The following is a 21,894-nucleotide window of genomic DNA, read 5'->3' as shown; positions in this document are numbered from 1 at the left end:
GCTTCTGTAGGAGCTGCCGCAGGCTGCGATCTTTTGATCTTGATCTCCAGCGGTTTCAAGACTGTCAAAAGATCGCAGCCTGCGGCAGCTCCTACGAAAGGCAGATGCGGTGCGCCTTTTCATCCCCGGCCAAACAGGACTTTCCATGATGGATACTCGTGATTGTGCGTGCGGGCAAACAACGGTTCGCGATGAAGCGGCGCGGTGGTTTGTGCGTTTGCAGGACCCTGCCGTCAACGCCGAAGAGCAGCGGGATTTCGAGGTCTGGCGGGACGAACACCCGCAGCATCGCGACGAATATCAAATGCTCCAGAGCCTGTGGGCGGCGGCCGATCTGTTGCCGGCCAAGCGCTTGCACGCCTTGTGCGAGACCCCGCCGGCACGCCGCACACGTTATCCACGGGTGCGTTACGCAGTGGCCGCCAGTGTATTGGCGGTGGCGCTTGGCCTGGGATTGTTCAGTGGCTTGAACCATCCGGCGACCTACACGGCTGAATATTCCACAGCCCTTGGCGAGCGTCGTCATGTGGCATTGCCGGACGGTTCGGTGATCGACCTGAACGGCCGCAGCCGGGTGCAGGTGCGCTATGAAAAGGATCGTCGCGGCATCGAGTTGACGCAAGGCGAGGCGATGTTCAGCGTCGAGCACGACAGCAGCCGACCGTTCGTGGTCGAGGCGGGCAGCGGTAAAGTGACTGTCACCGGCACCCGTTTCGACGTGCGTCGCGACAGCATCGGAACCCGCGTCGTCGTAGAGCAGGGCACGGTCAAGGTTCAAGGTAACGGCGCTGATTTCATCAGCCTCACCGCCGGCCTCGGTACTCGCGTCGATGCTCTGGGGAAGGTGGCCGCCGCCTATACGGTCAACCCTGCAGAACTGACCGCATGGCGCAGCGGCAAACTGGTGTTCAACAATGCCAGCCTCAGCGAAGTGGCCGAAGAGGTGTCGCGCTATCGGCAAAAACCGCTGACGGTCGGCAGCGCCAAAGTGGGCAATTTGCGCCTGACCAGTGTGTTCAAATCCGACAACACCGACGCACTGCTCAAGGCCTTGCCGAGCATTCTGCCGGTGGCCATTCGCACCCTCGATGACGGCAGTCAGGAAATAATTGCCCGATAGATTCAGGTTTTTTTCGAGTTCTTCGTCTACTTGTCCAACTGCAACTGGTTTGCATTAACAGCCGCACACTCTTGCGATCCACAGGACAATGTTCGACGTGAAGAAAACCACCGCTAAAAATAACAAATCATCCTGGCTGCCCCTCGCTCTCGCCCTGGCAGTCAGCTCGGCGCTGCCCCAGGCGTTCGCTGCGGATACCATTCATATTCAGGCGCAGCCGCTGGGCCAGGCCTTGAGTCAGCTGGGCCAGCAAACCTCGCTGCAGGTTTTTTTCAGCCCGGAACTGGTAGCCGGCAAACAGGCTCCGGCAGTCGACGGTAATCTCTCGCCGGAACAAGCTTTGCGCCAATTGCTGCAAGGCAGCGGTCTGGAATACCGGATCGATGAAGGCTCGGTGACCCTGATGCCAGCTCCGACTTCCGCCGCCAACGGCCCGCTGGAGCTGGGCGTGACCGACATCAAAGTGGTTGGCGACTGGCTCGGTGATGCCGACGCCGCCGTGGTGCAAAACCATCCCGGCGCGCGCACGGTGATCCGTCGTGAAGCCATGGTCGAGCAGGGCGCGATGAACGTTGGTGATGTGTTGCGTCGTGTACCCGGCGTGCAAGTGCAGGACGCCAACGGCACCGGCGGCAGCGACATTTCCCTGAACGTTGGTGTGCGTGGCCTGACCTCACGCCTGTCGCCACGCTCTACCGTGCTGATCGACGGCGTGCCGGCTGCCTTCGCCCCTTATGGCCAGCCGCAGCTGTCCATGGCACCGATTTCCTCCGGAAACCTCGACAGCATCGACGTGGTGCGTGGCGCCGGTTCCGTGCGTTATGGGCCGCAGAACGTCGGTGGCGTGATCAACTTCGTTACCCGTGCGATCCCGGAGAAAGCCACCGGCGAAATCGGCACCACCCTGGAAACCACCCAGCGCGGTGGCTGGAAACACATCGACACCGCGTTTCTCGGCGGCACCGCCGATAACGGCATGGGCGTGGCGCTGTTGTATTCCGGGGTGAACGGCGACGGTTATCGCAAAAGCAACAACAGCAATGACATCGACGACGTGATCCTCAAGACCCATTGGGCACCCACCGATCAGGACGATTTCAGCCTCAATTTCCATTACTACGACGCCAGCGCCGACATGCCCGGTGGCCTGACGCAGAAGCAGTACGACGCCGATCCGTTCCAGTCCGATCGTGACCATGACAACTTCAGCGGCCGCCGCAAGGACGTGTCCTTCAAGTGGATTCGGCAGATCGACGACCGCACCCAGGCCGAAGTGCTGACCTACTATTCCGACAGCTTCCGTGGCAGCACCATTGCCGCTCGCGACCAGAAAACCCTCAGCTCTTATCCGCGCACTTACTACACCTTCGGCATCGAACCGCGGGTGTCCCATGTATTCGATCTGGGCCCGACCACTCAGGAAGCCAGCGTCGGTTATCGCTACCTGAAAGAGGGCATGCATGAAGAGGCGAGCCGCCTGGCGCTGGTGAACAATCAGCCGGTGGTTACCAAAACTTCCGATGGCCATGTGTTCCAGGATCGTACCGGCGGCACCGAAGCCCATGCCGTGTACATCGATGACAAGATCGACGTCGGCAACTGGACCGTGACCCCCGGCATCCGTTTTGAAAGCATCAGCACCGAATGGCACGACCGGCCGGTTCTCGACACCGCTGGCAAACCTGTGCAGGAAAAGCGCCGCAGCATCGACAGCAACGAACCGCTGCCGGCCCTGAGCGTGATGTATCACATGTCCGAGGCCTGGAAGCTGTTCGCCAATTACGAAACCTCGTTTGGCAGCCTGCAATATTTCCAGCTCGGTCAGGGTGGTTCGGGTGACAACACCGCCAACGGCCTGAACCCGGAAAAGGCCAAGACCTATGAGATCGGTACGCGCTACAACGATGACGTGTGGGGCGGGGAAGTGACGCTGTTCTACATCGACTTCGATAAAGAGTTGCAATACATCAGCAACGATGTGGGCTGGACCAACCTCGGCGCCACCACGCACCAGGGCCTTGAAGCCTCGGTGCACTATGACATGGCGGCGCTGGACCCACGGCTCGACGGCCTGACCGCCAACGCCGGTTTCACCTACACCCGTGCCGTTTATGAAGGCGAGATTCCAGGCTTCAAGGGCCGCGACCTACCGTTCTACTCGCGTCAGGTGGCCACCGCCGGGCTGCGTTATGACATCAACCGCTGGACCTACAACCTCGATGCCTTTGCCCAGTCCAAACAGCGCTCGCCGGGCACCGCGGTGAACGCTGATGGCAGCTTCAGTGGCAACTACATCACCGAAGGCAGCGCGGACGGCCAGTACGGCGACATCCCGGGTTACGTCACCTGGAACGTGCGTGGGGGGTATGACTTCGGTTCGCAACTGTCGAACCTGAAAGTTGGCGCCGGGGTGAAAAACATCTTCGACAAGCAGTACTTCACCCGCTCCAGCGACAACAACTCGGGGATGTACGTCGGCGCGCCACGTACGTTCTTTGTGCAGGCCAGCGTCGGGTTCTGATCGACCGAGTTAACTTCATCGCGGGCAAGCCCGCTCCCACAGGACTTTTGGCGTACACAAATGCTGTGTTCACTGCAGATCCTTGTGGGAGCGGGCTTGCCCGCGAAGACGGACATCCAGCCGATAAAGCCGTCGCCTGGCACAACGCTTTCGCGAGCAAGCCCGCTCCCACATTTGGTCTGCGTCGTGCACAAAATCTGTGTTCACTGAAGACCTATTGTAGGAGCGAGGCTTGCCCGCGAAGACTGACGTCCAGCCGATAAAGTCGTCGCCTGACACAACGCTTTCGCGAGCAAGCCCGCTCCCACATTTGGTCTGTGTCGTACACAAATGCTGTGTTCACTGAAGATCCTTGTGGGAGCGGGCTTGCCCGCGAAGACTGACGTCCAGCCGATAAAGTCGTCGCCTGGCACAACGCTTTCGCGAGCAAGCCCGCTCCCACATTTGGTCTGTGTCGTAAACAAATGCTGTGTTCACTGCAGATCTATTGTAGGAGCGAGGCTTGCCCGCGAAGCTTTTAAACCTTCAACACCTTCCCGCCAATCGCCACGGCCACCAGCAACACTGCCATCAACCCAAAGGCAAAGCTCAAACTGCTGCCATGGGCGATAAAGCCGATCACCGCAGGCCCGGCGAGAATCCCTGCATAGCCCAACGTGGTAATGGCCGGCACGGCGATGCTTTCCGGCATGACGGTCTGTTTGCCGACGGCGGTGTACAGCACCGGCACAATGTTCGAGCAGCCAGCCCCCAGTAACGCATAACCCACCAGCGCCGCCTCCCACGCCGGTGCGAAAGTCGCCAGTGCCAGGCCCGCCGCGGCCGTCAGCCCACCGAATACAATCACCCGCGTATAACCAAGACGCCGAACAATCCTGTCGCCGGTCAAGCGCCCGACGGTCATGGTCAGCGCAAACGCCGCATAACCCAGCCCGGCATACGCCGTGTCGATCCCGCGCTCCTGCGCCAGGAACACCGCGCTCCAGTCGAGCGCCGCGCCTTCGGCCAGGAACACGATGAAGCACATCCCGCCGATAAACAGCACGATGCCATGGGGCACGGCGAATGCCGGGCCGGAGCTTTCACTGCCGTAAGGCAGCAGGTGCGGCGCGGCTTTAAGCAATGCCAGCACTAGAATCACGATCACCACCAACATCGCCCCCAGCGGCGAAAAACCCAAGCCGAGCAACGCGCTGACACCCGCCGCGCCGACGATCCCGCCGAGGCTGAACAGCCCATGAAACCCCGACATCATGGTCTTGCCGCTGGCCCGCTCGACGATCACCGCTTGCAGGTTCACCGTCGAATCCACCGTGCCCAGGCCCGCGCCGAACATGAACAACGCCGCGATCAACGCCGGAATCGTAGACACCGTCGCCAACAGCGGCAGTGCCGCACAGATCAACAAGGTGCCGCCGCTCAACACCCGACGGCAGCCGAAGCGCGTCGCCAGAATCCCGGCCATCGGCATCGCCAGAATCGAGCCCACCCCCAGGCATAGCAGCAACAGCCCAAGGGTCCCTTCATCCAGCCCGGCCCGCGCCTTGGCGTAAGGCACCAGCGGCGCCCAGGCCGCGATGCCGAAGCCTGCGATGAAAAAGGCGATGCGGGTGGACATCTGTTCCAGACGCCCGGGGACGAAGGTCGCTTGGGTGTTGAGGTTGGTCATATCGATCCTTGGCAAAAAACGTCGCGTCCCCAAGGGACAGTGAACAACCACAAAGGGTTCGATCATCACGTCCGGGCGGAGGAGCAGTCAGGCAGGGTGACATCCTTGCACAGCCAGCCGCTGTTTCGCGATATCGTCGACACATCAATTGTTCATAGAGGGGGGCGCCATGACGCGGATGTACGATGCTCGGGGCAATATCTATGCGGTGGTGACGCCTGACACCCTGCGCGGTAACGGAATCGAATTGCCTGCGCTGGCCAGCGATGCCGCGCAGACCCGTGAGGCCTGGGCAATGTCGGCCATCGAGGCGTTCTGCGCTTGGGCCCCGGGTACACAACCACCCGGCAGCAAGGCGCATCGTTGCGATGGTCTGCTGGTGGGACCGTTTCAATCGTCACCGCCGTTTGACCTGCTGATCGTCAACACCGACGGCACCCTGGCCGAGCGAAGTGGCAATGGCCTGACGATTGTTTCCCAGGCCCTGAGTGAACAAGGGCTGATGGCGGAAGAGGCCTGTCAGCTGCGGGTTCATCACGACAAGAGCGACGCGGTTTCGCCGGTGGAGACTTCAGTGAAACCCGCTGAAATCGATGGTGTGCAAGGGTTCTGGCTGGATTTGGGCAAACCTTCGTTCGGGCCGCAAGCGGTGGGTGCGCGCGAGGTTGAACGCGTGACGCTGAATGATCGTGAAGTCAGCCATGTGCAGTCGTTGTCAGCGCTTGATCCTGCCTGGAACCGGAGCCAGTTTGTGCGCATCGGCAATCCGCATTGCGTGACGCTGCTGGCGAATGCCGACGCGTTGCCGAGCAATGAGCAGATGCGTGAGCCGCCATTGGCGCAAGGCTTGATGCGTATTGCCTATGCCATGCCGACCGGGGCTGGGCAGCCGTGTCCGGCGGGTGTGAACCTGCAATGGGCGATGCTTGAATCCGAGGGCCGAATCGTTGCGCGGGTGTTCGAGCGCGGCGAAGGGCCGACCGCCTCGTCGGGCACCAGCGCCAGTGCGGTGGCGTGTGCGGCGTGGCGCGTGGGTTGGGTGGCGGCCGGGGCAGTGAAGGTGGTCATGCCTGGCGGCACGGCGCCGATTTTGCTGGAGGAATTGGATGGTGAATTGAGTCGGGTCAGATTGTTTGGTACGGCGCGGTTGATGGGTTGAATTCAAGATCGCCTTCGCGAGCAAGCCCGCTCCCACAGTGGATTTGTGCTCGACGCAAAACTACTGTGGGAGCGGGCTTGCTCGCGAAGGGGCCATCACATTCAACGATGTTTCAGCTCAGACCACTGAATTCAACCACCGGCATCTGCCGCTTCATCAACACCTTACCCTCGCGAACCGAATACAGCGGCAAACCCTGGCTGCGAATCACCTCATAATCGCTGTCCGCCGACAGAATCAGCAGATTCGCCGGCCGTCCCTGTTCCAGCCCATAGCGATCACCCAGGTTCATGGCCTTGGCACTGTTATCGGTCACCAGATCCAGCGCGCTCTGCAGATTGCGATAACCGAGCATGTGGCAGATGTGCAAACCAGCCTCGAGCACCCGCAAAATGTTGCCGTTACCCAACGGATACCACGGGTCGACGATCGAGTCCTGGCCGAAGCACACATTCATCCCCGCCTCGAGCAACTCATTCACTCGGGTCACGCCGCGGCGTTTCGGGAAGCTGTCGAAGCGTCCTTGCAGGTGAATGCTTTCGGTGGGGCAGGAGACAAAGCTGATACCCGAATGCCCGAGCAGCCGAAAGAGCTTGGCGCAGTAGGCGTTATCGTAGGAGCCCATGGCCGTGGTGTGGCTGGCGGTGACGCGCGAACCCATGTCGCGGCTGCGGGCTTCTTCGGCCAGCACTTCAAGGAAACGTGAGTGCGGGTCGTCGGTTTCGTCGCAATGCACGTCCACCAGGCAACCGGTGCGCTCGGCCAGGTCCATGAGGAACTTCACCGAACTGACGCCCTGATCACGGGTGTACTCGAAATGCGGAATGCCCCCGACCACATCGGCGCCCAGGTGGATCGCTTCTTCCATCAGCTCCCGGCCGTTGCGGTACGACTCAATGCCTTCCTGAGGGAACGCGACGATTTGCAGGTCGATCAGATGACGGCTTTCCTCGCGGACTTCAAGCATCGCCTTGAGCGCCGTCAGCTCCGGGTCAGTGACGTCGACGTGGGTGCGCACATGCTGGATGCCGTGGGCGGCGAGGGTCTGGATGGTCTTCTTGGCGCGGGTCTTGGTGTCTTCGTGGGTGATGGTCGCCTTGCGCTCGCCCCAGCACTCGATGCCTTCGAACAGCGTGCCGCTCATATTCCAGCGCGGCTCGCCGGCGGTCAGGGTGGCGTCGAGGTGAATGTGCGGCTCGACGAAGGGCGGCACCACCAGATTACCGCCGGCGTCCAGGTCGTCAGGCCCCAGTGATGGGGCTTCGGTTTGCCGGGCGATGCTGTGAATCAGGCCGTTTTCCAGGTGCAACTCATGCAGGCCTTCTTGGTTACGCAGGCGGGCGTTGATGATGTGCATCAGGCAATCCTTCTTATAGATCTTGGAGTGGCGCGTCGGCGGTACGGGCACCCAGTACGCCGGTCAATAACACATACGTTAGCGCGGCAGCGGTAATCCCTACCAGCGGCGCGACCCATGGCGAGTTGAAGGCGGCGACCGTGCCGACCGCATAGGCAGTCAGGCCAGACCAGTTGAACGCGGGCAATTGCGTATCCGCCAGGCGGGGATAGTGACCCCGATAGCGGAAGAAAAAGTCCGCCATGATCACCCCGCCAATCGGCGGAATAACCGTGCCCAGCAGAATCAGGTAAGGCACCAGCATGTCGTACATGCCCAGCAGGGCCAGCAACGTGCCGATCACCGCGCCGGCCAGGGTCACGGTTTTGCGGCGGTCGGTGCGCAGCAGGTTGCAGCCAGCGACGGCGAAGTTGTAGATGGTGTTGTCCTGAGTACTCCAGATGTTGAGCAGCAACATCGCCATCGCGGCCATGGCGAAGCCTTGCAACAGCAGCACTTCGACCACGTCCGGTTGCTGATAGACGATGGCGCCGTAGGCACCGATCAACACCATCAGACCGTTGCCGACGAAGAAGCCGATCAGGCTCGCCAGCACCGCCACCCGCGCCGAACGGGAGAAGCGTGTCCAGTTGGTGGCCTGCGTCGCACCGCTGACGAATGTGCCGAACACCAGGGTAATCGCGGTCGACCAATCCAGCGTTCCTGTCGGAACCACAGCGAGCAAGCCCTCGAGCCCGCCGACCTTCACCGTCGCAACCCACATCGACAGCATCAGCAGCAACATCATGGCCGGCACGGCGATGTACGACAGAATCTCCAACCCGCGATAGCCGATGTAGGCCGTGGCACAGAAGCCCAGGCCGAACAGCACCATCAACCCGAGAACCGTGCCCTCGCTCAGTTCGAAATATTTTCCCAGCACCACTGCCGCCGTCGCGGTGCCCCAGGCGTACCAGCCGATCTGGGTGAAGCCGAGGATCAGGTCGCTGAGTTTGCTGCCCACTTCACCAAAGCAGAAACGTCCCATCAGCACCGAGTTCAGGCCGCTTTTGAAGGCGATGTAGCCCAGCCCCGCGGCGTAGATCCCCAGCAGCAGATTGCCGACGATAATCACCGCCATCATCTCGCCGAAACTGAACGCCACACCGAGCTTGCCGCCGGCGAACATGGTCGCGGTGAAGAAGGTAAAACCCAGTAGCACCATGGCGGTGGAGGCAAGTCCTTTGCGGGCATGCATCGGGACTTCGCTGAGGGGGTAATCGTTGCCCGAATCGTTCTGCGTCATGTGGCGTTCCTTGCTGGATGGAGGACGCGGGGGGTGTTGCAGTGCTCGTGCCAATGGCGCGAGGGTGTTGTTATTTATAGACGAGCAGGCGGATTTGGCCCGCAGAGAGGCACGAAAGCGGTGCACCTGAAGAAACACAGCACCCATGTGGGAGCGGGCTTGCTCGCGAAAGCAGCCTGACATTCAACAATGATGCTGGCTGACACACTGCTTTCGCGAGCAAGCCCGCTCCCACAATGGATTCGGTTTTTTCAGGGGGAATTGTGCAGGGGCAAAAACCGCAGCAGCGCCGCCACAATCACCTCCGGCGCATCCTCCTGAACCAGATGCCCGGCATTCGCAATGGCATGAAACTGCGACCCGGCAATCATCTGTTGCAGCGCCCGGCCGCGCTCGATGGGAATCCACTGATCGTCCTCTCCCCAAAGAATCTGCACCGGGCAGCGAACCGTCGGATACAGCCCTTCGACCTCGCGGGTATAACGTTCATCCATCTGCGCGATCTGCCGATAGAACGCTGCTTGCCCAGGCTCCCCAAGCCATGGCCGCACATAGGGCGCCAGCTCTTGATCGGGAATCTCGCGCTTGATCGCGCCGCGAATATAGGCCGGTACAATCGCCTGCTGAATGTAATCGGGCAATCCGCTGAATGCGGCTTCATGCTGACGCACATGCTGCACGAATGGCGAACCCCAGGGCGACAGCGCCACCGGGTCGATCAGCGTCAGGCTGCGGTAATCCTTGCCATTGAGCAGATGCGCGCGCAACGCGGTGGCGCCGCCGAAATCGTGGGCCACCACGTCTGGCCGTTGCAGGCCCCAGTGCTCCAGCAATTGCGCCAACAGTTGGTTTTGTACGCCCAGCGACACATCGCCGTCCGGTTGTGTGGATTGCCCGTAACCCAGCAGATCGAAGTAGTGCACCCGGTGCGTGGTGATGAAGTGCGGCGCAATCCGGTGCCACACATAAGAAGAGAAGGGTGTGCCATGCACGAACACCAACGGTGGACCGTCGCCACGCACGGCGTAGCGCACGGAATGCCCGTTGAAGCGATAGGTCTGAGCCAGCGGCCAGTCAGCCATGGGAGCGTCCTCTTGGCATGTGCGAGCCAAGAAGCATAAGCATAAAAAAACAGCCATTGAAGGCTGTTTCTCTATTCACTGACGAAACGCAGTTCCACCTGTGGGAGCGGGCTTGCTCGCGAAGACGTCGTGTCAGGCGACATTGATGTTGACTGTGCCGCCGCCTTCGCGAGCAAGCCCGCTCCCACAGGGGATTCTCGTTGTCTTTAGATCGGTTTATTCACCGCGATAGATGCAACCGCTGGTGCAGGTCTCGTGGATGCGAATCGCGCTGAGTTCCGGCAGCAGGGGCTTCAATTCATTCCAGATCCACTTGGCCAGCACTTCGCTGGTCGGGTTTTCCAGGCCGGGAATGTCGTTCAGGTAGTTATGGTCCAGACGCTCGTAGAGCGGCTTGAAGATCGCCTTGATTTCCGAGAAGTCGCGGATCCAGCCCGTGTGCGGATCGAGATCGCCGCTCAGGTGAATCGCCACTTTGAACGAGTGACCGTGCAGGCGACCGCACTTGTGGCCGTCCGGCACGTGGGGCAGGCGGTGGGCAGACTCGAAGGTAAACTCTTTGAAGATTTCCACAGTGATGTTCAGCTCTGTCAGGTGGCGATCGCCGCGGCGATATGGGCAGGTGGCGAGTTTACCAGCTTGTGTTTGGCGATGCGGGAAAACACTGACCAGTGTCCTGTCTCACCAATACGTTCCTCTTTTGGCGAGTGGCTGTTGTCGTCAGGCAAGGCGCCGCGACGAGTCATAGCCCGCTATGGCGAGGAGCGGCAACGCAGCATGGCGACAACAGCCACCGTCAAAAAGGAACAGTATTGGCGAGACAGGGCACTAGAGGGTCAGCAAGCGCTCGCCGAGGCGACCGTTGGCGGTCAGTTCGAGAAACTCGTCACCTAGCCTGCGGCTTTCATCCATTGTCGCGCGCCAGTATTTCTGCCGGCTTGGGGCGTCGCCCATGAAGCGCTTGAAGTCGTTACGGTCCGGCAGTTTGCCGTAGGGCAGGCGCGACAGATATTCCTTTGACGGCGCCAGCAACAGAACATCCTGCAAGCGCGCAGGACAGGCACGACGCCACGGCAGGGTCTTGTCGAACCAGCCGGGGATCACTCGATCAGTGAAGTGCGGATACAGCACAATGTCATTGCCGCTGTAGGGCAAGTCGAGGTGATAGTCCAGCAGTCCGCCATCGCGAAACGTCCCGGCGCCGGCACCCGGGAGGTCGCGCACGCCTTGCATGACCATCGGGATCGAACCCGAGGCGAGCAGGGCCTGGCGCAGGTTGCCGGCATCCAGCGCAACGAAGCGCGACGGGAAGTCATTCAGCGCGTTGACGGGTGGCGCCAGGCGCGGGTCGTGGATGATCAGCCGTTCGAAATGCCGCGACAGCCGCGCGCGCCCGCGCAGGTTGTCGGCGATCACCGATGACAGGCCCAGCCCCAGCCGACCGCGATGATCGTCCGCCAGCAGGCCGTGACTTTTGACCACCATGATGTTCAGTCGGTAGTGGGCGTTGTCCAGAATCGAGGCATCGCGGCCGTCGAGCAAGTCATCGAGCATGCGCCGGGAACTCTGGCTGATCTGCGCCATGGTCACGCCCTTGGCGAAATTCTGCTCGGTATACAGATGACCGAGGCGGCGGATGCCTTCGGCGGCATCCGGCAGGCAGGCGCTGGCGAACCGCCAGGAACCCACCGAGGCGCCGATCAGCGAACGCTCCCGGGGCGCCGCCGGCAGCCATTCGCCGAACAGCGCCAGATCCAGCCCCTGAATTCCCAACGCTTTCGGGCCACCGGCGGCGCCCGGCAGCGTGCCCACATCGGCGGCGCTCAAGCCATTTGCACGGATGCGCGCCAAGGCACGCGGGCCGGCCTTGATAGTCAGGGAAGGGAACTTGATGTGGATCGCGGTCATACCGGGCTCGATGTTTAGCAGGCGTGGGATTATGTGGGAGCGGGCTTGGTGTATGGCTGCGATATCGTGGTGCCAGCCCCAATGATGGCAATTCAGTTTCAGTTAAGTTCGAATCACTAAGGTAGCTCTTGTAGCAACACATAAAAAAATACGGAGACACCCCATGAAAATCCTGACTGCCATATTCACCGCATCCCTTATCAGCCTGACCGCCAGTATCGCCCACGCGCGCGACCTGGGCCCCGACGAAGCCCTGAGACTGCGCGACGCTGGTACCATTGTGTCCTTCGAGAAGCTCAACGCCACGGCATTGGCCAAACACCCCGGCGCCAAAATCAGCGAAACCGAGCTTGAAGAAGAGTACGGCAAGTACATCTACCAGGTGGAACTGCGCGACCCGCAGGGCCTTGAGTGGGACCTGGAATTGGACGCTGTCAGCGGGCAGGTTCTCAAGGATCATCAGGATACGTAATGAAGGTGTTTTGTTTAAATCGACGCGCCAGCAGTCGGATGGCGCTGGCGCTCCTGGCATTTTGCTCGGTGGTCATGGCCCGCGACCTGGATCAGGACGAGGCCCTGCGCCTGCGCCAACAAGGTGTGATCCTGCCGCTGGAGCAGCTCTTGCAGCAAGCGCTGGACCTCTATCCCGGGGCCAAGTTGCTGGAAGCCGAGCTTGAGGAGAAGCACGACGTCTACATTTACGAGGTCGAGCTGCTGACCGCCGAAGGTATGGTGCGCGAGCTAGACCTCAACGCCACCACCGGCCATTTACTTAAAGACAAGGAAGACTGACCGATGCGTTTGCTCCTGGTGGAAGACCATGTGCCGCTGGCCGACGAATTGATGGCCGGCCTCAACCGGCAGGGTTACGCGGTGGATTGGCTGGCCGACGGCCGCGATGCGGTGTACCAGGGCAGCAGCGAGCCTTATGACCTGATCATCCTTGACCTGGGACTGCCGGGTTTGCCGGGGCTCGACGTGCTGGCGCAATGGCGGGCCGGCGGCTTGGCCACACCCGTTCTGATCCTCACCGCGCGCGGTTCCTGGGCCGAGCGGATCGAAGGTCTCAAGACCGGCGCCGACGATTACCTGACCAAACCGTTTCACCCCGAAGAGTTGCACCTGCGAGTCCAGGCATTGTTACGCCGCTCCCACGGTCACGCCAATCAGCCGACGCTCAAGGCCGCCGGTTTGCATCTGGATGAAGGTCGCCAGTGCGTGACCCGCGACGGTGCGGACATCCAGCTCACCGCCGCCGAGTTTCGCCTTCTGCGTTACTTCATGCTGCACCCTGAACAGATCCTTTCCAAAAGCCACCTCGCTGAACACCTCTACGACGGTGAAACCGAGCGCGATTCCAACGTGCTGGAAGTTCACGTCAACCACCTGCGACGCAAGCTCGGCCGCAGCGTGATCGAAACCCGTCGCGGTCAGGGTTACCTGTTCGGCGGGCAAGCCCAGTGAGGTCGATCCAGCGCCGCTTGAGCCTGGGCCTGATCAGCGTGATGGTGATCGTCGGCCTGGTGCTGGCGCAAACCAGCCTGTGGCTGTTCGAAATGGGATTGCAACGCTACCTCGAAGACGGGTTGCGCAACGACAGCGAAAACCTGCTGGTTGCGCTGGTGCGTGGGCCGCAGGGTTTGCAACTGGATGAGCGGCATTTGTCGCCGGCCTATCAGCGACCGTTCTCCGGGCATTACTTTCGTATCGATTTCGCCAACAGCCATTGGCGTTCCCGCTCGTTATGGGATCAGGAGCTGCCGCAGCTTGAACACCCTGGCCTGCATAGCAATCTGCAATTGGGGCCAGAAGGCCAGCAGTTGTTGGTGTTGCGTTCGGACTATCGCCGGTTGGGCCAGGCGATTTCCATCAGCGTCGCCCAGGACTACACCCCGGTGCGCGAGAGCTTTCGGCGCATGCAGCAGGTCGGTCTGGGGTTGGGGCTGGCGGGGCTGTTGTTGATTTTGCTATTGCAACGGATCACCGTACGCCGCGCCTTGCGCCCGCTGGAAAAAGCCCGCGAGCAAATCGCCCAGCTACAGCAGGGCCAGCGTTCACAACTCGACGAAGAAGTACCGCTGGAGCTGGAACCGCTGGTGGCGCAGATCAACCATTTGCTGGCCCACACCGAAGACAGCCTCAAGCGTTCACGCAACGCCTTGGGCAACCTCGGCCATGCCTTGAAAACCCCGCTGGCGGTGTTGTTGAGCCTGGCTTGCAGCGAAAAACTCGATGCTCACCCGCAGTTGCGCAAAGTCATGCAGGCGCAACTGGAACAGGTTCAGCAACGGCTCAATCGCGAACTCAACCGCGCCCGGCTGTCCGGGGATGCACTGCCGGGAGCGTTGTTCGATTGTGATGCCGAGCTACCGGGGTTGCTAGCCACGTTGAACATGATCCACGGCGAACACCTCGACTTGAGCTACCGCGCGCCTGCCGGTTTGCAACTGCCGTGGGATCGCGAAGATCTGCTGGAGTTGCTCGGCAACCTGCTGGACAACGCCTGCAAATGGGCGGATGCCGAGGTGCGGCTGAGCGTGGTCGAAACGGCTGAAGGGTTTGAGTTGAGCGTGGAAGACGATGGGCCGGGAATTCCCGAAGACCAGCGCGCTCAAGTGTTCAGTCGCGGTACCCGGCTTGATGAACAGACGGATGGGCATGGCCTGGGATTGGGCATCGTGCGCGACATCGTCGACACGTGGGGCGGGTTGTTGAAGTTGCAGGAAAGCGAGTGGGGCGGGTTGAAAGTGACGATCGAGCTACCTAAACGCTGACTCCAAACGCAAGGACGCCGCTTAACCTGTGGGAGCGGGCTTGCCCGCGAAGACGGCGGCACAGTCAACATCGATATCGCCTGAAACAACGCCATCGCGGGCAAGCCCGCTCCCACATGGGATCAGTATTGCCTGCAAATTTTGCGGACAACCACTACCCCTGTGGGAGCGAGCCTGCTCGCGATAGCGGCGGTACAGTCAATATCAATGTCGCCTGACACAACTCATACCCTTATGACACTGATTCACATCCAGAAGGCTGCGATCTTTTGATCTTCTGGCGTCATCGAGGTCGTTGAAAATCAAAAGATCGCAGCCTTCGGCAGCGCCTACAGGTGTTGGCTTTGACAAGGCGGCAGCGGTCCGGCACAGTGCGCGCCCTCTAATAAAACCCATTTCTCCTAATCCGCTGGCGGCGCTCATACAGACTGCCGGCCGGACTCATTCCGTTTGGCGGTGATTGCCTCACCGCGCTGCTTTGAGGTAACAACAATGAATGCAGTAATTGCCGCGGTCGGCATCATGCTGATACTCAGCCTGTCCCGCGTGCATGTGGTGATCGCGCTGATTGTGGGCGCGCTGGTCGGTGGCTTGACCGGTGGCCTGGGCATCGACGCGACCCTTAAAGCTTTCAACAGCGGCCTCGGCGGCGGGGCGACGGTTGCGTTGTCCTATGCCTTGCTCGGCGCGTTCGCGGTGGCCATTGCCAAGTCCGGCCTGGCCCATGCGCTGGCCGACAGGGCCCTGGCCATGGTCGATCGCCAGCACGCCAACGGTGGCGGAAACGTCAAATGGCTGCTGATCGGCCTGCTGTGGGTGGTGGCCATCGCCTCCCAGAACATATTGCCGATTCATATCGCCTTTATCCCGTTGCTGGTGCCGCCACTGTTATACGTGCTGACCAAACTGCAACTGGACCGTCGTTTGATTGCCTGCGTCATCACCTTCGGCTTGATCACGCCGTACATGTTTCTGCCCGTGGGCTTCGGCAACATCTTTCTCAATGAAATCCTGCTGGCCAACGTCGCCCGTAGCGGGGTAGACATCAGCGGTATCAACGTCACCCATGCCATGGGCATTCCGGCGCTGGGCATGGTGTTTGGCCTCGCGGCAGCCTTCATCAGCTATCGCAAGAAGCGCGTTTACGATCTGGAAAAGATCGAGCAGGTCGAACAGGTCGCGGTGCAATACAACCCCATGAGCCTGGTGATCGCCGGTCTGGCGATTGCCGCTGCGTTCATTGTTCAGTTGCTGCTGGACTCGATGATTATCGGGGCGCTGGCGGGCTTCCTGATCTTTTCGGTGTCGGGCATCGTCAAATGGCGCGACACCGATGATCTGTTCACCGAAGGCATGAAGATGATGGCGATGATCGGCTTCATCATGATCGCCGCGTCCGGGTTTGGCGAAGTGATCAAAGCCACCGGGCAGGTGCAAACGCTGGTCGAAACCTCGGCCTCGTGGATCGGCCACAGCAAAGCCATTGGCGCGCTGCTGATGTTGCTGGTGGGCCTGTTGGTGACCATGGGCATTGGCTCGTCGTTTTCCACCGTCCCGATTCTGGCGGTGATTTTCGTGCCGTTGTGCGTGCAACTGGGCTTCAGCCCGATCGCCATCGTGTGCATCGTCGGCACCGCCGGCGCATTGGGCGATGCCGGGTCACCCGCGTCGGACTCGACCCTGGGCCCGACCTCCGGTCTGAACATCGACGGCCAGCATCACCACATCTGGGACACCGTGGTCCCGACCTTCCTGCACTACAACCTGCCATTGCTGGCGTTTGGCTGGGTGGCGGCGATGGTCCTGTAAAACACCCCCGGATCAAATGTGGGAGCGGGCTTGCTCGCGAAAGCGGTCTGTCAGGCACATCAATGCTGGATGTGCCGCCGCCTTCGCGAGCAAGTCGAATCGTCGCACCGCCGCTCCCACACTTGATTGCTTTGCCCTTCGCTCAACTTTTGATCCCGCGTGCCGTTATAGCCTTTAACCACGCCAACAAAATCAAAAGAGTGAACGTCATGCGCATGAGCCTGAAGGCTAAAGTCCTGTCCCTTGCCGTCCTCCCGGTGCTGCTCTTTGCGCTGGTCATCAGCCTGACCACGTTGTTCATTCTGCAGGAGCAGGCCCGCAAGGAAGTCGAGCAAACCCGTCAGCGCCTGCTCAGCGATGCCAAGGCGACCCTGCAAAGTTACGTCGCCGTGGCCATGACCACGATCAAACCGCTCTACGACGCGGCCGCTCCCGGCGATGACGCGGCACGGGCGCAGGTGGTCAAGTTGCTGTCGAGTATCACCTACGGCAAGGACGGCTACTTCTTCGGCTACGACTCCAACACCGTGCGCCTGTTCAAGGCCAACAGCCCCGAAGGCGTGGGCCAGAGCTTCAAGGACAACCGCGACCCGAACGGCGTCTACGTCAACCGTGACCTGGTGAAAGTCGCCAAGGACGGTACTCACTACCTGCAATACAGCTCGACGCTGCCCGGCAACACCCAAGTGCTGGTGCCCAAGCTCGGCTACACCGAATACCTGCCGAAGTGGGACATGGCGGTCGGTACCTCGGTCAACCTCGACGGCATTGAAGCTCAAGTGGCGGTGGTCGAGGCCAAGGTCCAGGAACGCATGCAAGGCGTGGTGCTGAGCATTGTCGGGATTGCCGTGGTGGTGCTGCTAATGATCGCGGCTGCCGGAATGCTGTTGGCCAACACCATTCTGCGTCCACTGAACCTGATGAAAGCCAACCTCGACGACATCGCGGCGGGCGAGGGCGACCTGACCCGGCGTCTGACCATCACCAGCCAGGATGAACTCGGCGAACTGGCCGGCTCGTTCAACCGTTTCGTCGACAAGATCCACGGTCTGGTACGGCAGATCACTGAAATGACCTCGCAACTGACCGGGCTGGTGAATCAGGTCTCCGATCAGGCCCAGCGCTCGGATCAAGCCATGGAGCGCCAGCGTCACGAAACCGATCAGGTGGCCACGGCGATCAATGAGATGTCGGCGGCGGCCCAGGAAGTGGCCAAGAGCGCGCAAAACGCGGCGGTCGCTGCCCAGCAGACCGACGAAGAAGGTCAGGCCGCCAAGCGCGTGGTGGCCGGCAGCATCGTGAAGATTCATGCGTTGGTGAATGACATTCGCAGCAGCGGCGTGTCGCTCGACAGCCTGCAGAAAGACGTGTCGTCGATTGTCAGCGTTCTCGGGGTGATCCGTTCGATTGCCGAGCAGACCAACCTGCTGGCGCTCAACGCCGCTATTGAAGCCGCCCGCGCCGGTGAGGCCGGGCGTGGTTTTGCGGTGGTCGCCGACGAAGTGCGTGCATTGGCCAGTCGCACGCAAATCAGCACCCAGGAAATCCAGGGCATGATCGACCGCTTGCAGGCCGGCACCCAATCGGCAGTCGAGGCCATGCGCCGCTCCAGCGAGGCCGGCGACGGCACGTCGGCCCAGGCCAACGAGGCGGGGGCATCTCTGGACGCCATGGCCCAGTTGATCGGCACCATCAACTCGATGAACGCCCAGATCGCCAGCGCCGCCGAAGAGCAAACCGCCGTGGCCGAAGAGATCAACCGCAGCGTGCACCAGATCGCCGTGGCCGTAGACAGCGTCGCCGACGAAACCCAGCTCGGCGCCCAGACCTCGCGCAGCCTGGCCGACCTCGGTCAGCGCCTGGGCAAATTGGTCGGGCAGTTCCGTATCTGATTGAAAGTGCTTTTGTGGCGAGGGGGCTTGCCCCCCAATGCCGGTAAGTCAAGAAATTTGAGCGACGGAAATCCTGTGGGAGCGTGGCTTGCCCGCGAAGGCGTCGTGTCATTCAACATTGATATCGACTGACACTACGCTTTCGCGGGCAAGCCACGCTCCCACAGGTTCTGCGCCTTGACTTACCTGCATTAGGGTTTCCCCCTCACCACACGGCAGTGTTCATTCATGAGTAGCTGCATCGCGACTATCTTCATTAGTAAGCAAACACCGTCCAAGGGTTTGTTTGAACCCGTTTGGGGAACGAGCGGTCATTTGCTTCAGGTGTCGCGCACCCGCGGCACCTTGACGACCACAACAATGGAGTCAGACTCATGATCGACAGTGAAAGTATCTGCGACTGCCCCAAATGTTCCTGCAAACTGGGCGAACATCCGATCGCGCGTCACGGCAAGCACTATTGCTGTGAAGCCTGCGCCAAACATCACGAACACGGCGAAGCATGCTCCACCAAAGGCTGCAAGTGTGCTCAACACTGACCGTTCAGCCAAAAAAGTGGAGCCGTTCAGGCTCCACTTCGGTTTGAATCTTTCTTTTTGACGCTCAACTGGCGGGTCGCCAGGTCACATTCTCGATGCCGAATTTCTCTGCCAGCGGTTTGCTGGTCTTCTGCACCCTCTCACGGCCAAAGCGCGGGATCCGGCCTACTCCGGCATCGCAACTTGCCCAGTGCCAAGCCTCTGCATTGTCCATTTTGTCCAGGCGGATAATGAAAGACTTGGGCTGGCCATGAAGGGTGTATTCAATAACGAAAAGTTTTGCGTTGTTCATAAAGCCTGTATTCCTCCCTGTAGTTATAGAGGGATCGCGAGGCGCGGCGAAAATTCAGTCGAATTGTCGGACGGTGACAGTGACTGGCGACAGCCGGGCGTCTCGTGATCCTGGAGCGTTCCTGACTCCCGATGATCCTGGCGTAAGGCTACGCCGCCTGACTTGAACATGCCTGGGGTGGTTGCCGTAATGCTACTAAAGTGGGAGCGGGCTTGCTCGCGAAGGCGGCTTCACATTCAACATCCACGTTGACTGTCAGTTCGTCTCCGCGAGCAAGCCCGCTCCCACATGGGTTGTGTTTTGTCAGATCAAGCTTCGGGAACACCTTTCTCCCAAGCCGACCAGTTCTGCAAAATCTCCTGCACCAACGGATTCCCCGTGCGGTACAGGTTCTCCAGCGCCGGCACAAACCCACCTTGATCGGCATATTTGAGCAGGTTATCCACCTCGCTCTGGCCCGGCGCCGGCCGGTCGAAGTCAGAACCGGCGCGCACTACTGCCAGGCGCCGGACATCCACCAGCCCCTCGCGGCTGGCGCGCAGCAAAGCTTCATAGGTGGAATTGTCTTCCTGCTGAGTCGTGCAATAGACCCCTTCGTTATTGGTCAGCAGTTTGGTCCAGACTTCCGCCCGCTCACTCAACCGCGTTCCGGAAAACCAGGTATTGCCCGCCAGCGTGTCGCACTGGGTCACTACCGGTGGCTGATTGGCCGGGGCCGACGGATATTTCAAGCGCCATGCCGCGGACTCCTTGCTCTCGCTCAGCTGAACCTTGTGGCTCAGGGCGAACGCCTTGGCCTGCAACTTCGGATTGAGTTCGAACACTTCGGTCTTGTAGTCCAGCGGCGGCTTTTCGTTCGGCCCTTTGGTGTTGATGCCCAGGTAGCCGGTCGGCCAGTCTTTCGGCGCGTCGCGGGAGTCCAGCTCCCACTGGGTGCCAAATTCCACCAGATAGTGCGCCCACGCGGTGGTGCCGATGGTGCCGTGGTGCGGGCTGATGCCGGCAATCCCGGCGATCAGGAAGTAACTTTTGCGCAGGTCGAATTTCGGTGACAGCGCCAAAGCCAGGGTGGAGGCCGCGGCATTGGTCTGGCCCATGCCGGTGACCATCAGGCACACCTGTCGGGTGTTGCAGCGAATATTCGGGTACTCGGCGGACAGGCCCGGTACGCGCACTTCTTGCTTGAGCTCCAGGCGATCGATCCAGTTCTGCGCCTCGGGGGCGAACATGGTGATCAGCATCACTTTCGGCTGGATCGGCGCGTCGCTAGCCCACGCGGCGCAAGAGAGCAGGGCGCCGCAGGCCAGGCCCACGCGCAGGGACAGACGGTTTATTGCCTTCATAAAATCTCCTTATTCACATGAGCCTTAAAACTGATAACCGACACCGGCGTAGTAGCCCCAGCCGTTGGAACGGGCGCGGAAGTCGCCATCGCCGAAATTCAACTCACTGCCGTCGTCCCAGTTGCCGCCGTTGTGGAAGTAACGGCCGACCAGGGTGAAACGCAAGTGGGTGAAGGCGTAAAGCAACACGTTGGTGGCCACGGTGGCGTTGGCGGTGCGGGCCGGGTTGTCTTTGTGCAGGTCGGAGCCGAAGTCGAAGTTGGTGAAACCGATGTAGGTCAACGAAGCGCCGTTGCTGAAACTGCTGATGGGCACGATGTACTTGAGCTGGGCGCGGTAGCCGTCCCACGAATATTCATTACTGGCGCCGTAGTTTTCCCACTGGTAGCGGCCGTAGAAGTTGGCCGACAGGTTGACCCGCGAATGGGTGTCGATGTCGGTGCCCAAGCCGCTGTACAGCGTGTTTGCGCGGTTGGCGCTGTTGCTGCCATGGTCGTAGATCCAGTCGAACGCCACGTACCACTCCTTGAACGGCCCGACGGCCAGGCTGCGGCCGGCCAGGTAGTCGATGGAGATCCGTGGTTCGTGCTCCATGAACACCGGCGAGCCGTGGTCCCAGACACCTTTGTCATGGCTGTTGCCGATGTCGAAGATCTTTGGAATATCGATGTAGCCATACAACTCGAACGGCCCCTTGCGGCCGAAGTATTCATATTCCAGGTAGATGTCGTCGGCCGGTTGCGGGCCGAAGCTGATGTCTTTGCTGCCGATGACGGTCAGGTCCTGGTTGAACCAGTCCGACAGGTAGGCGCCTTTTTTCGGCGGACTGGCTTCAGGGCTGAGGGCTTCGCCCTGGGCGGATTCTTCGGCGGTGGCCGGTTGGGCCAAAACGTGGCTGCTGAGTAGTCCTGTAACGCTGGCCAGCAGCAAGGAAACAGCCAAAGTGCGCGAGCAAGTCACGCGGCTGGAGGTGCAATGCATTAAAAGTCCCTTTTCGTGCGGATCGAAAGCCCGCTGGTGCGGGTTTTACGCGGTTAAGTGGCGAACAGGCCGGTATCGGCGACTCGCAAACGTTTGCACAAGGCATACCAGTTTTGTTCAATATTCTGAAAAATAGAGGGAATTGGTAGTTTTACTGTCCTTT

At 60.6% G+C, this 21,894-nt stretch carries 19 protein-coding genes and 1 pseudogene; 11 read left to right on the top strand and 9 right to left on the bottom strand.

The genetic code is table 11. From position 1 onward, the window contains the following. Positions 1–145: 145 nt before the first annotated feature. Both PMI36_RS17465 and PMI36_RS17470 read left to right on the top strand, forming a co-directional pair. Positions 146–1,120, top strand: coding sequence for a FecR family protein (locus tag PMI36_RS17465; RefSeq protein WP_008071192.1), 975 nt, complete (start codon positions 146–148; stop codon positions 1,118–1,120). Positions 1,121–1,217: 97 nt separating this feature from the next. Then, on the top strand, positions 1,218–3,641 hold the full coding sequence (locus PMI36_RS17470; protein WP_032830333.1) for a TonB-dependent siderophore receptor: 2,424 nt from the start codon (positions 1,218–1,220) through the stop codon (positions 3,639–3,641). A gap of 517 nt (positions 3,642–4,158) precedes the next feature. Here PMI36_RS17470 and PMI36_RS17475 read toward each other — a convergent pair. Continuing rightward, a complete protein-coding gene (locus tag PMI36_RS17475) occupies positions 4,159–5,310 on the bottom strand; it encodes an MFS transporter (RefSeq protein ID WP_008011521.1) in 1,152 nt (383 codons plus the stop codon). Positions 5,311–5,479: 169 nt separating this feature from the next. Between PMI36_RS17475 and PMI36_RS17480 the strand changes: the two genes are divergently transcribed. Then, positions 5,480–6,469: a diaminopimelate epimerase gene (locus tag PMI36_RS17480; protein ID WP_008071188.1), complete on the top strand. Its 990-nt coding sequence runs from the start codon at positions 5,480–5,482 to the stop codon at positions 6,467–6,469. A gap of 112 nt (positions 6,470–6,581) precedes the next feature. Here PMI36_RS17480 and codA read toward each other — a convergent pair whose 3' ends face one another. The 5 genes from codA to PMI36_RS17505 form a co-directional block, all read right to left on the bottom strand. Continuing rightward, positions 6,582–7,826 (bottom strand): cytosine deaminase, encoded by a 1,245-nt coding sequence (gene codA / locus PMI36_RS17485; protein ID WP_008071186.1) that lies wholly within the window; start codon positions 7,824–7,826, stop codon positions 6,582–6,584. Between the two features lie 13 nt (positions 7,827–7,839). Next, positions 7,840–9,111 carry a cytosine permease gene (gene codB, locus PMI36_RS17490; protein WP_008071184.1) on the bottom strand — a complete coding sequence of 424 codons (1,272 nt, stop codon included), beginning with the start codon at positions 9,109–9,111 and terminating at the stop codon, positions 7,840–7,842. 251 nt (positions 9,112–9,362) lie between these two features. Further along, positions 9,363–10,193 carry an alpha/beta fold hydrolase gene (locus tag PMI36_RS17495; protein WP_008071182.1) on the bottom strand — a complete coding sequence of 277 codons (831 nt, stop codon included), beginning with the start codon at positions 10,191–10,193 and terminating at the stop codon, positions 9,363–9,365. 216 nt (positions 10,194–10,409) lie between these two features. Continuing rightward, positions 10,410–10,766 carry a 6-carboxytetrahydropterin synthase QueD gene (gene queD / locus PMI36_RS17500; protein WP_003173033.1) on the bottom strand — a complete coding sequence of 119 codons (357 nt, stop codon included), beginning with the start codon at positions 10,764–10,766 and terminating at the stop codon, positions 10,410–10,412. Between the two features lie 255 nt (positions 10,767–11,021). After that, a complete protein-coding gene (locus PMI36_RS17505) occupies positions 11,022–12,101 on the bottom strand; it encodes a patatin-like phospholipase family protein (RefSeq protein WP_008071179.1) in 1,080 nt (359 codons plus the stop codon). 163 nt (positions 12,102–12,264) lie between these two features. Here PMI36_RS17505 and PMI36_RS17510 point away from each other — a divergent pair, with 163 nt between their 5' ends. From PMI36_RS17510 to PMI36_RS17540, 8 genes and pseudogenes are all read left to right on the top strand, one after another. Beyond that, positions 12,265–12,573, top strand: a complete 309-nt coding sequence (locus PMI36_RS17510; RefSeq protein ID WP_008071177.1) for a PepSY domain-containing protein — start codon at positions 12,265–12,267, stop codon at positions 12,571–12,573. After that, positions 12,573–12,893, top strand: a complete 321-nt coding sequence (locus PMI36_RS17515) for a PepSY domain-containing protein (RefSeq protein ID WP_008071175.1) — start codon at positions 12,573–12,575, stop codon at positions 12,891–12,893. Before PMI36_RS17510 ends, PMI36_RS17515 begins: the two co-directional genes overlap by 1 nt. A gap of 3 nt (positions 12,894–12,896) precedes the next feature. Next, positions 12,897–13,565, top strand: a complete 669-nt coding sequence (locus tag PMI36_RS17520; RefSeq protein ID WP_008071174.1) for a response regulator transcription factor — start codon at positions 12,897–12,899, stop codon at positions 13,563–13,565. Further along, positions 13,562–14,875, top strand: coding sequence for a sensor histidine kinase (locus PMI36_RS17525; RefSeq protein ID WP_008071173.1), 1,314 nt, complete (start codon positions 13,562–13,564; stop codon positions 14,873–14,875). The genes PMI36_RS17520 and PMI36_RS17525 overlap by 4 nt, the downstream gene beginning before the upstream one ends. A gap of 492 nt (positions 14,876–15,367) precedes the next feature. Further along, on the top strand, positions 15,368–16,684 hold the full coding sequence (locus PMI36_RS17530; RefSeq protein ID WP_008071172.1) for a Na+/H+ antiporter family protein: 1,317 nt from the start codon (positions 15,368–15,370) through the stop codon (positions 16,682–16,684). 62 nt (positions 16,685–16,746) lie between these two features. Next, positions 16,747–17,718: pseudogene (locus PMI36_RS32460) on the top strand (cache domain-containing protein); the annotation flags it as partial. Positions 17,719–17,754: 36 nt separating this feature from the next. Beyond that, positions 17,755–18,576 carry a methyl-accepting chemotaxis protein gene (locus PMI36_RS32455; RefSeq protein ID WP_404943049.1) on the top strand — a complete coding sequence of 274 codons (822 nt, stop codon included), beginning with the start codon at positions 17,755–17,757 and terminating at the stop codon, positions 18,574–18,576. A gap of 374 nt (positions 18,577–18,950) precedes the next feature. After that, positions 18,951–19,115: a metallothionein gene (locus PMI36_RS17540; RefSeq protein ID WP_008071170.1), complete on the top strand. Its 165-nt coding sequence runs from the start codon at positions 18,951–18,953 to the stop codon at positions 19,113–19,115. Positions 19,116–19,179: 64 nt separating this feature from the next. On the opposite strand, the gene PMI36_RS17545 is transcribed toward PMI36_RS17540, so the two are convergent. The 3 genes from PMI36_RS17545 to PMI36_RS17555 all read right to left on the bottom strand — a co-directional run bounded on the left by PMI36_RS17545 (position 19,180) and on the right by PMI36_RS17555 (position 21,731). Continuing rightward, positions 19,180–19,407, bottom strand: coding sequence for a DUF6555 family protein (locus PMI36_RS17545; RefSeq protein WP_008071169.1), 228 nt, complete (start codon positions 19,405–19,407; stop codon positions 19,180–19,182). Between the two features lie 308 nt (positions 19,408–19,715). Then, positions 19,716–20,750: a purine-nucleoside phosphorylase gene (locus tag PMI36_RS17550; protein WP_008071168.1), complete on the bottom strand. Its 1,035-nt coding sequence runs from the start codon at positions 20,748–20,750 to the stop codon at positions 19,716–19,718. Positions 20,751–20,774: 24 nt separating this feature from the next. Further along, positions 20,775–21,731 (bottom strand): nucleoside-specific channel-forming protein Tsx, encoded by a 957-nt coding sequence (locus PMI36_RS17555; RefSeq protein ID WP_008071167.1) that lies wholly within the window; start codon positions 21,729–21,731, stop codon positions 20,775–20,777. Positions 21,732–21,894: the final 163 nt, after the last annotated feature.

The sequence above is a fragment of the Pseudomonas sp. GM79 genome (assembly GCF_000282495.1).
In the GTDB taxonomy this organism is placed as follows: Bacteria; Pseudomonadota; Gammaproteobacteria; order Pseudomonadales; family Pseudomonadaceae; genus Aquipseudomonas.
Note: the sequence above shows the minus strand (reverse complement) of the source record. Positions and strands in the feature narration are given on the sequence as shown.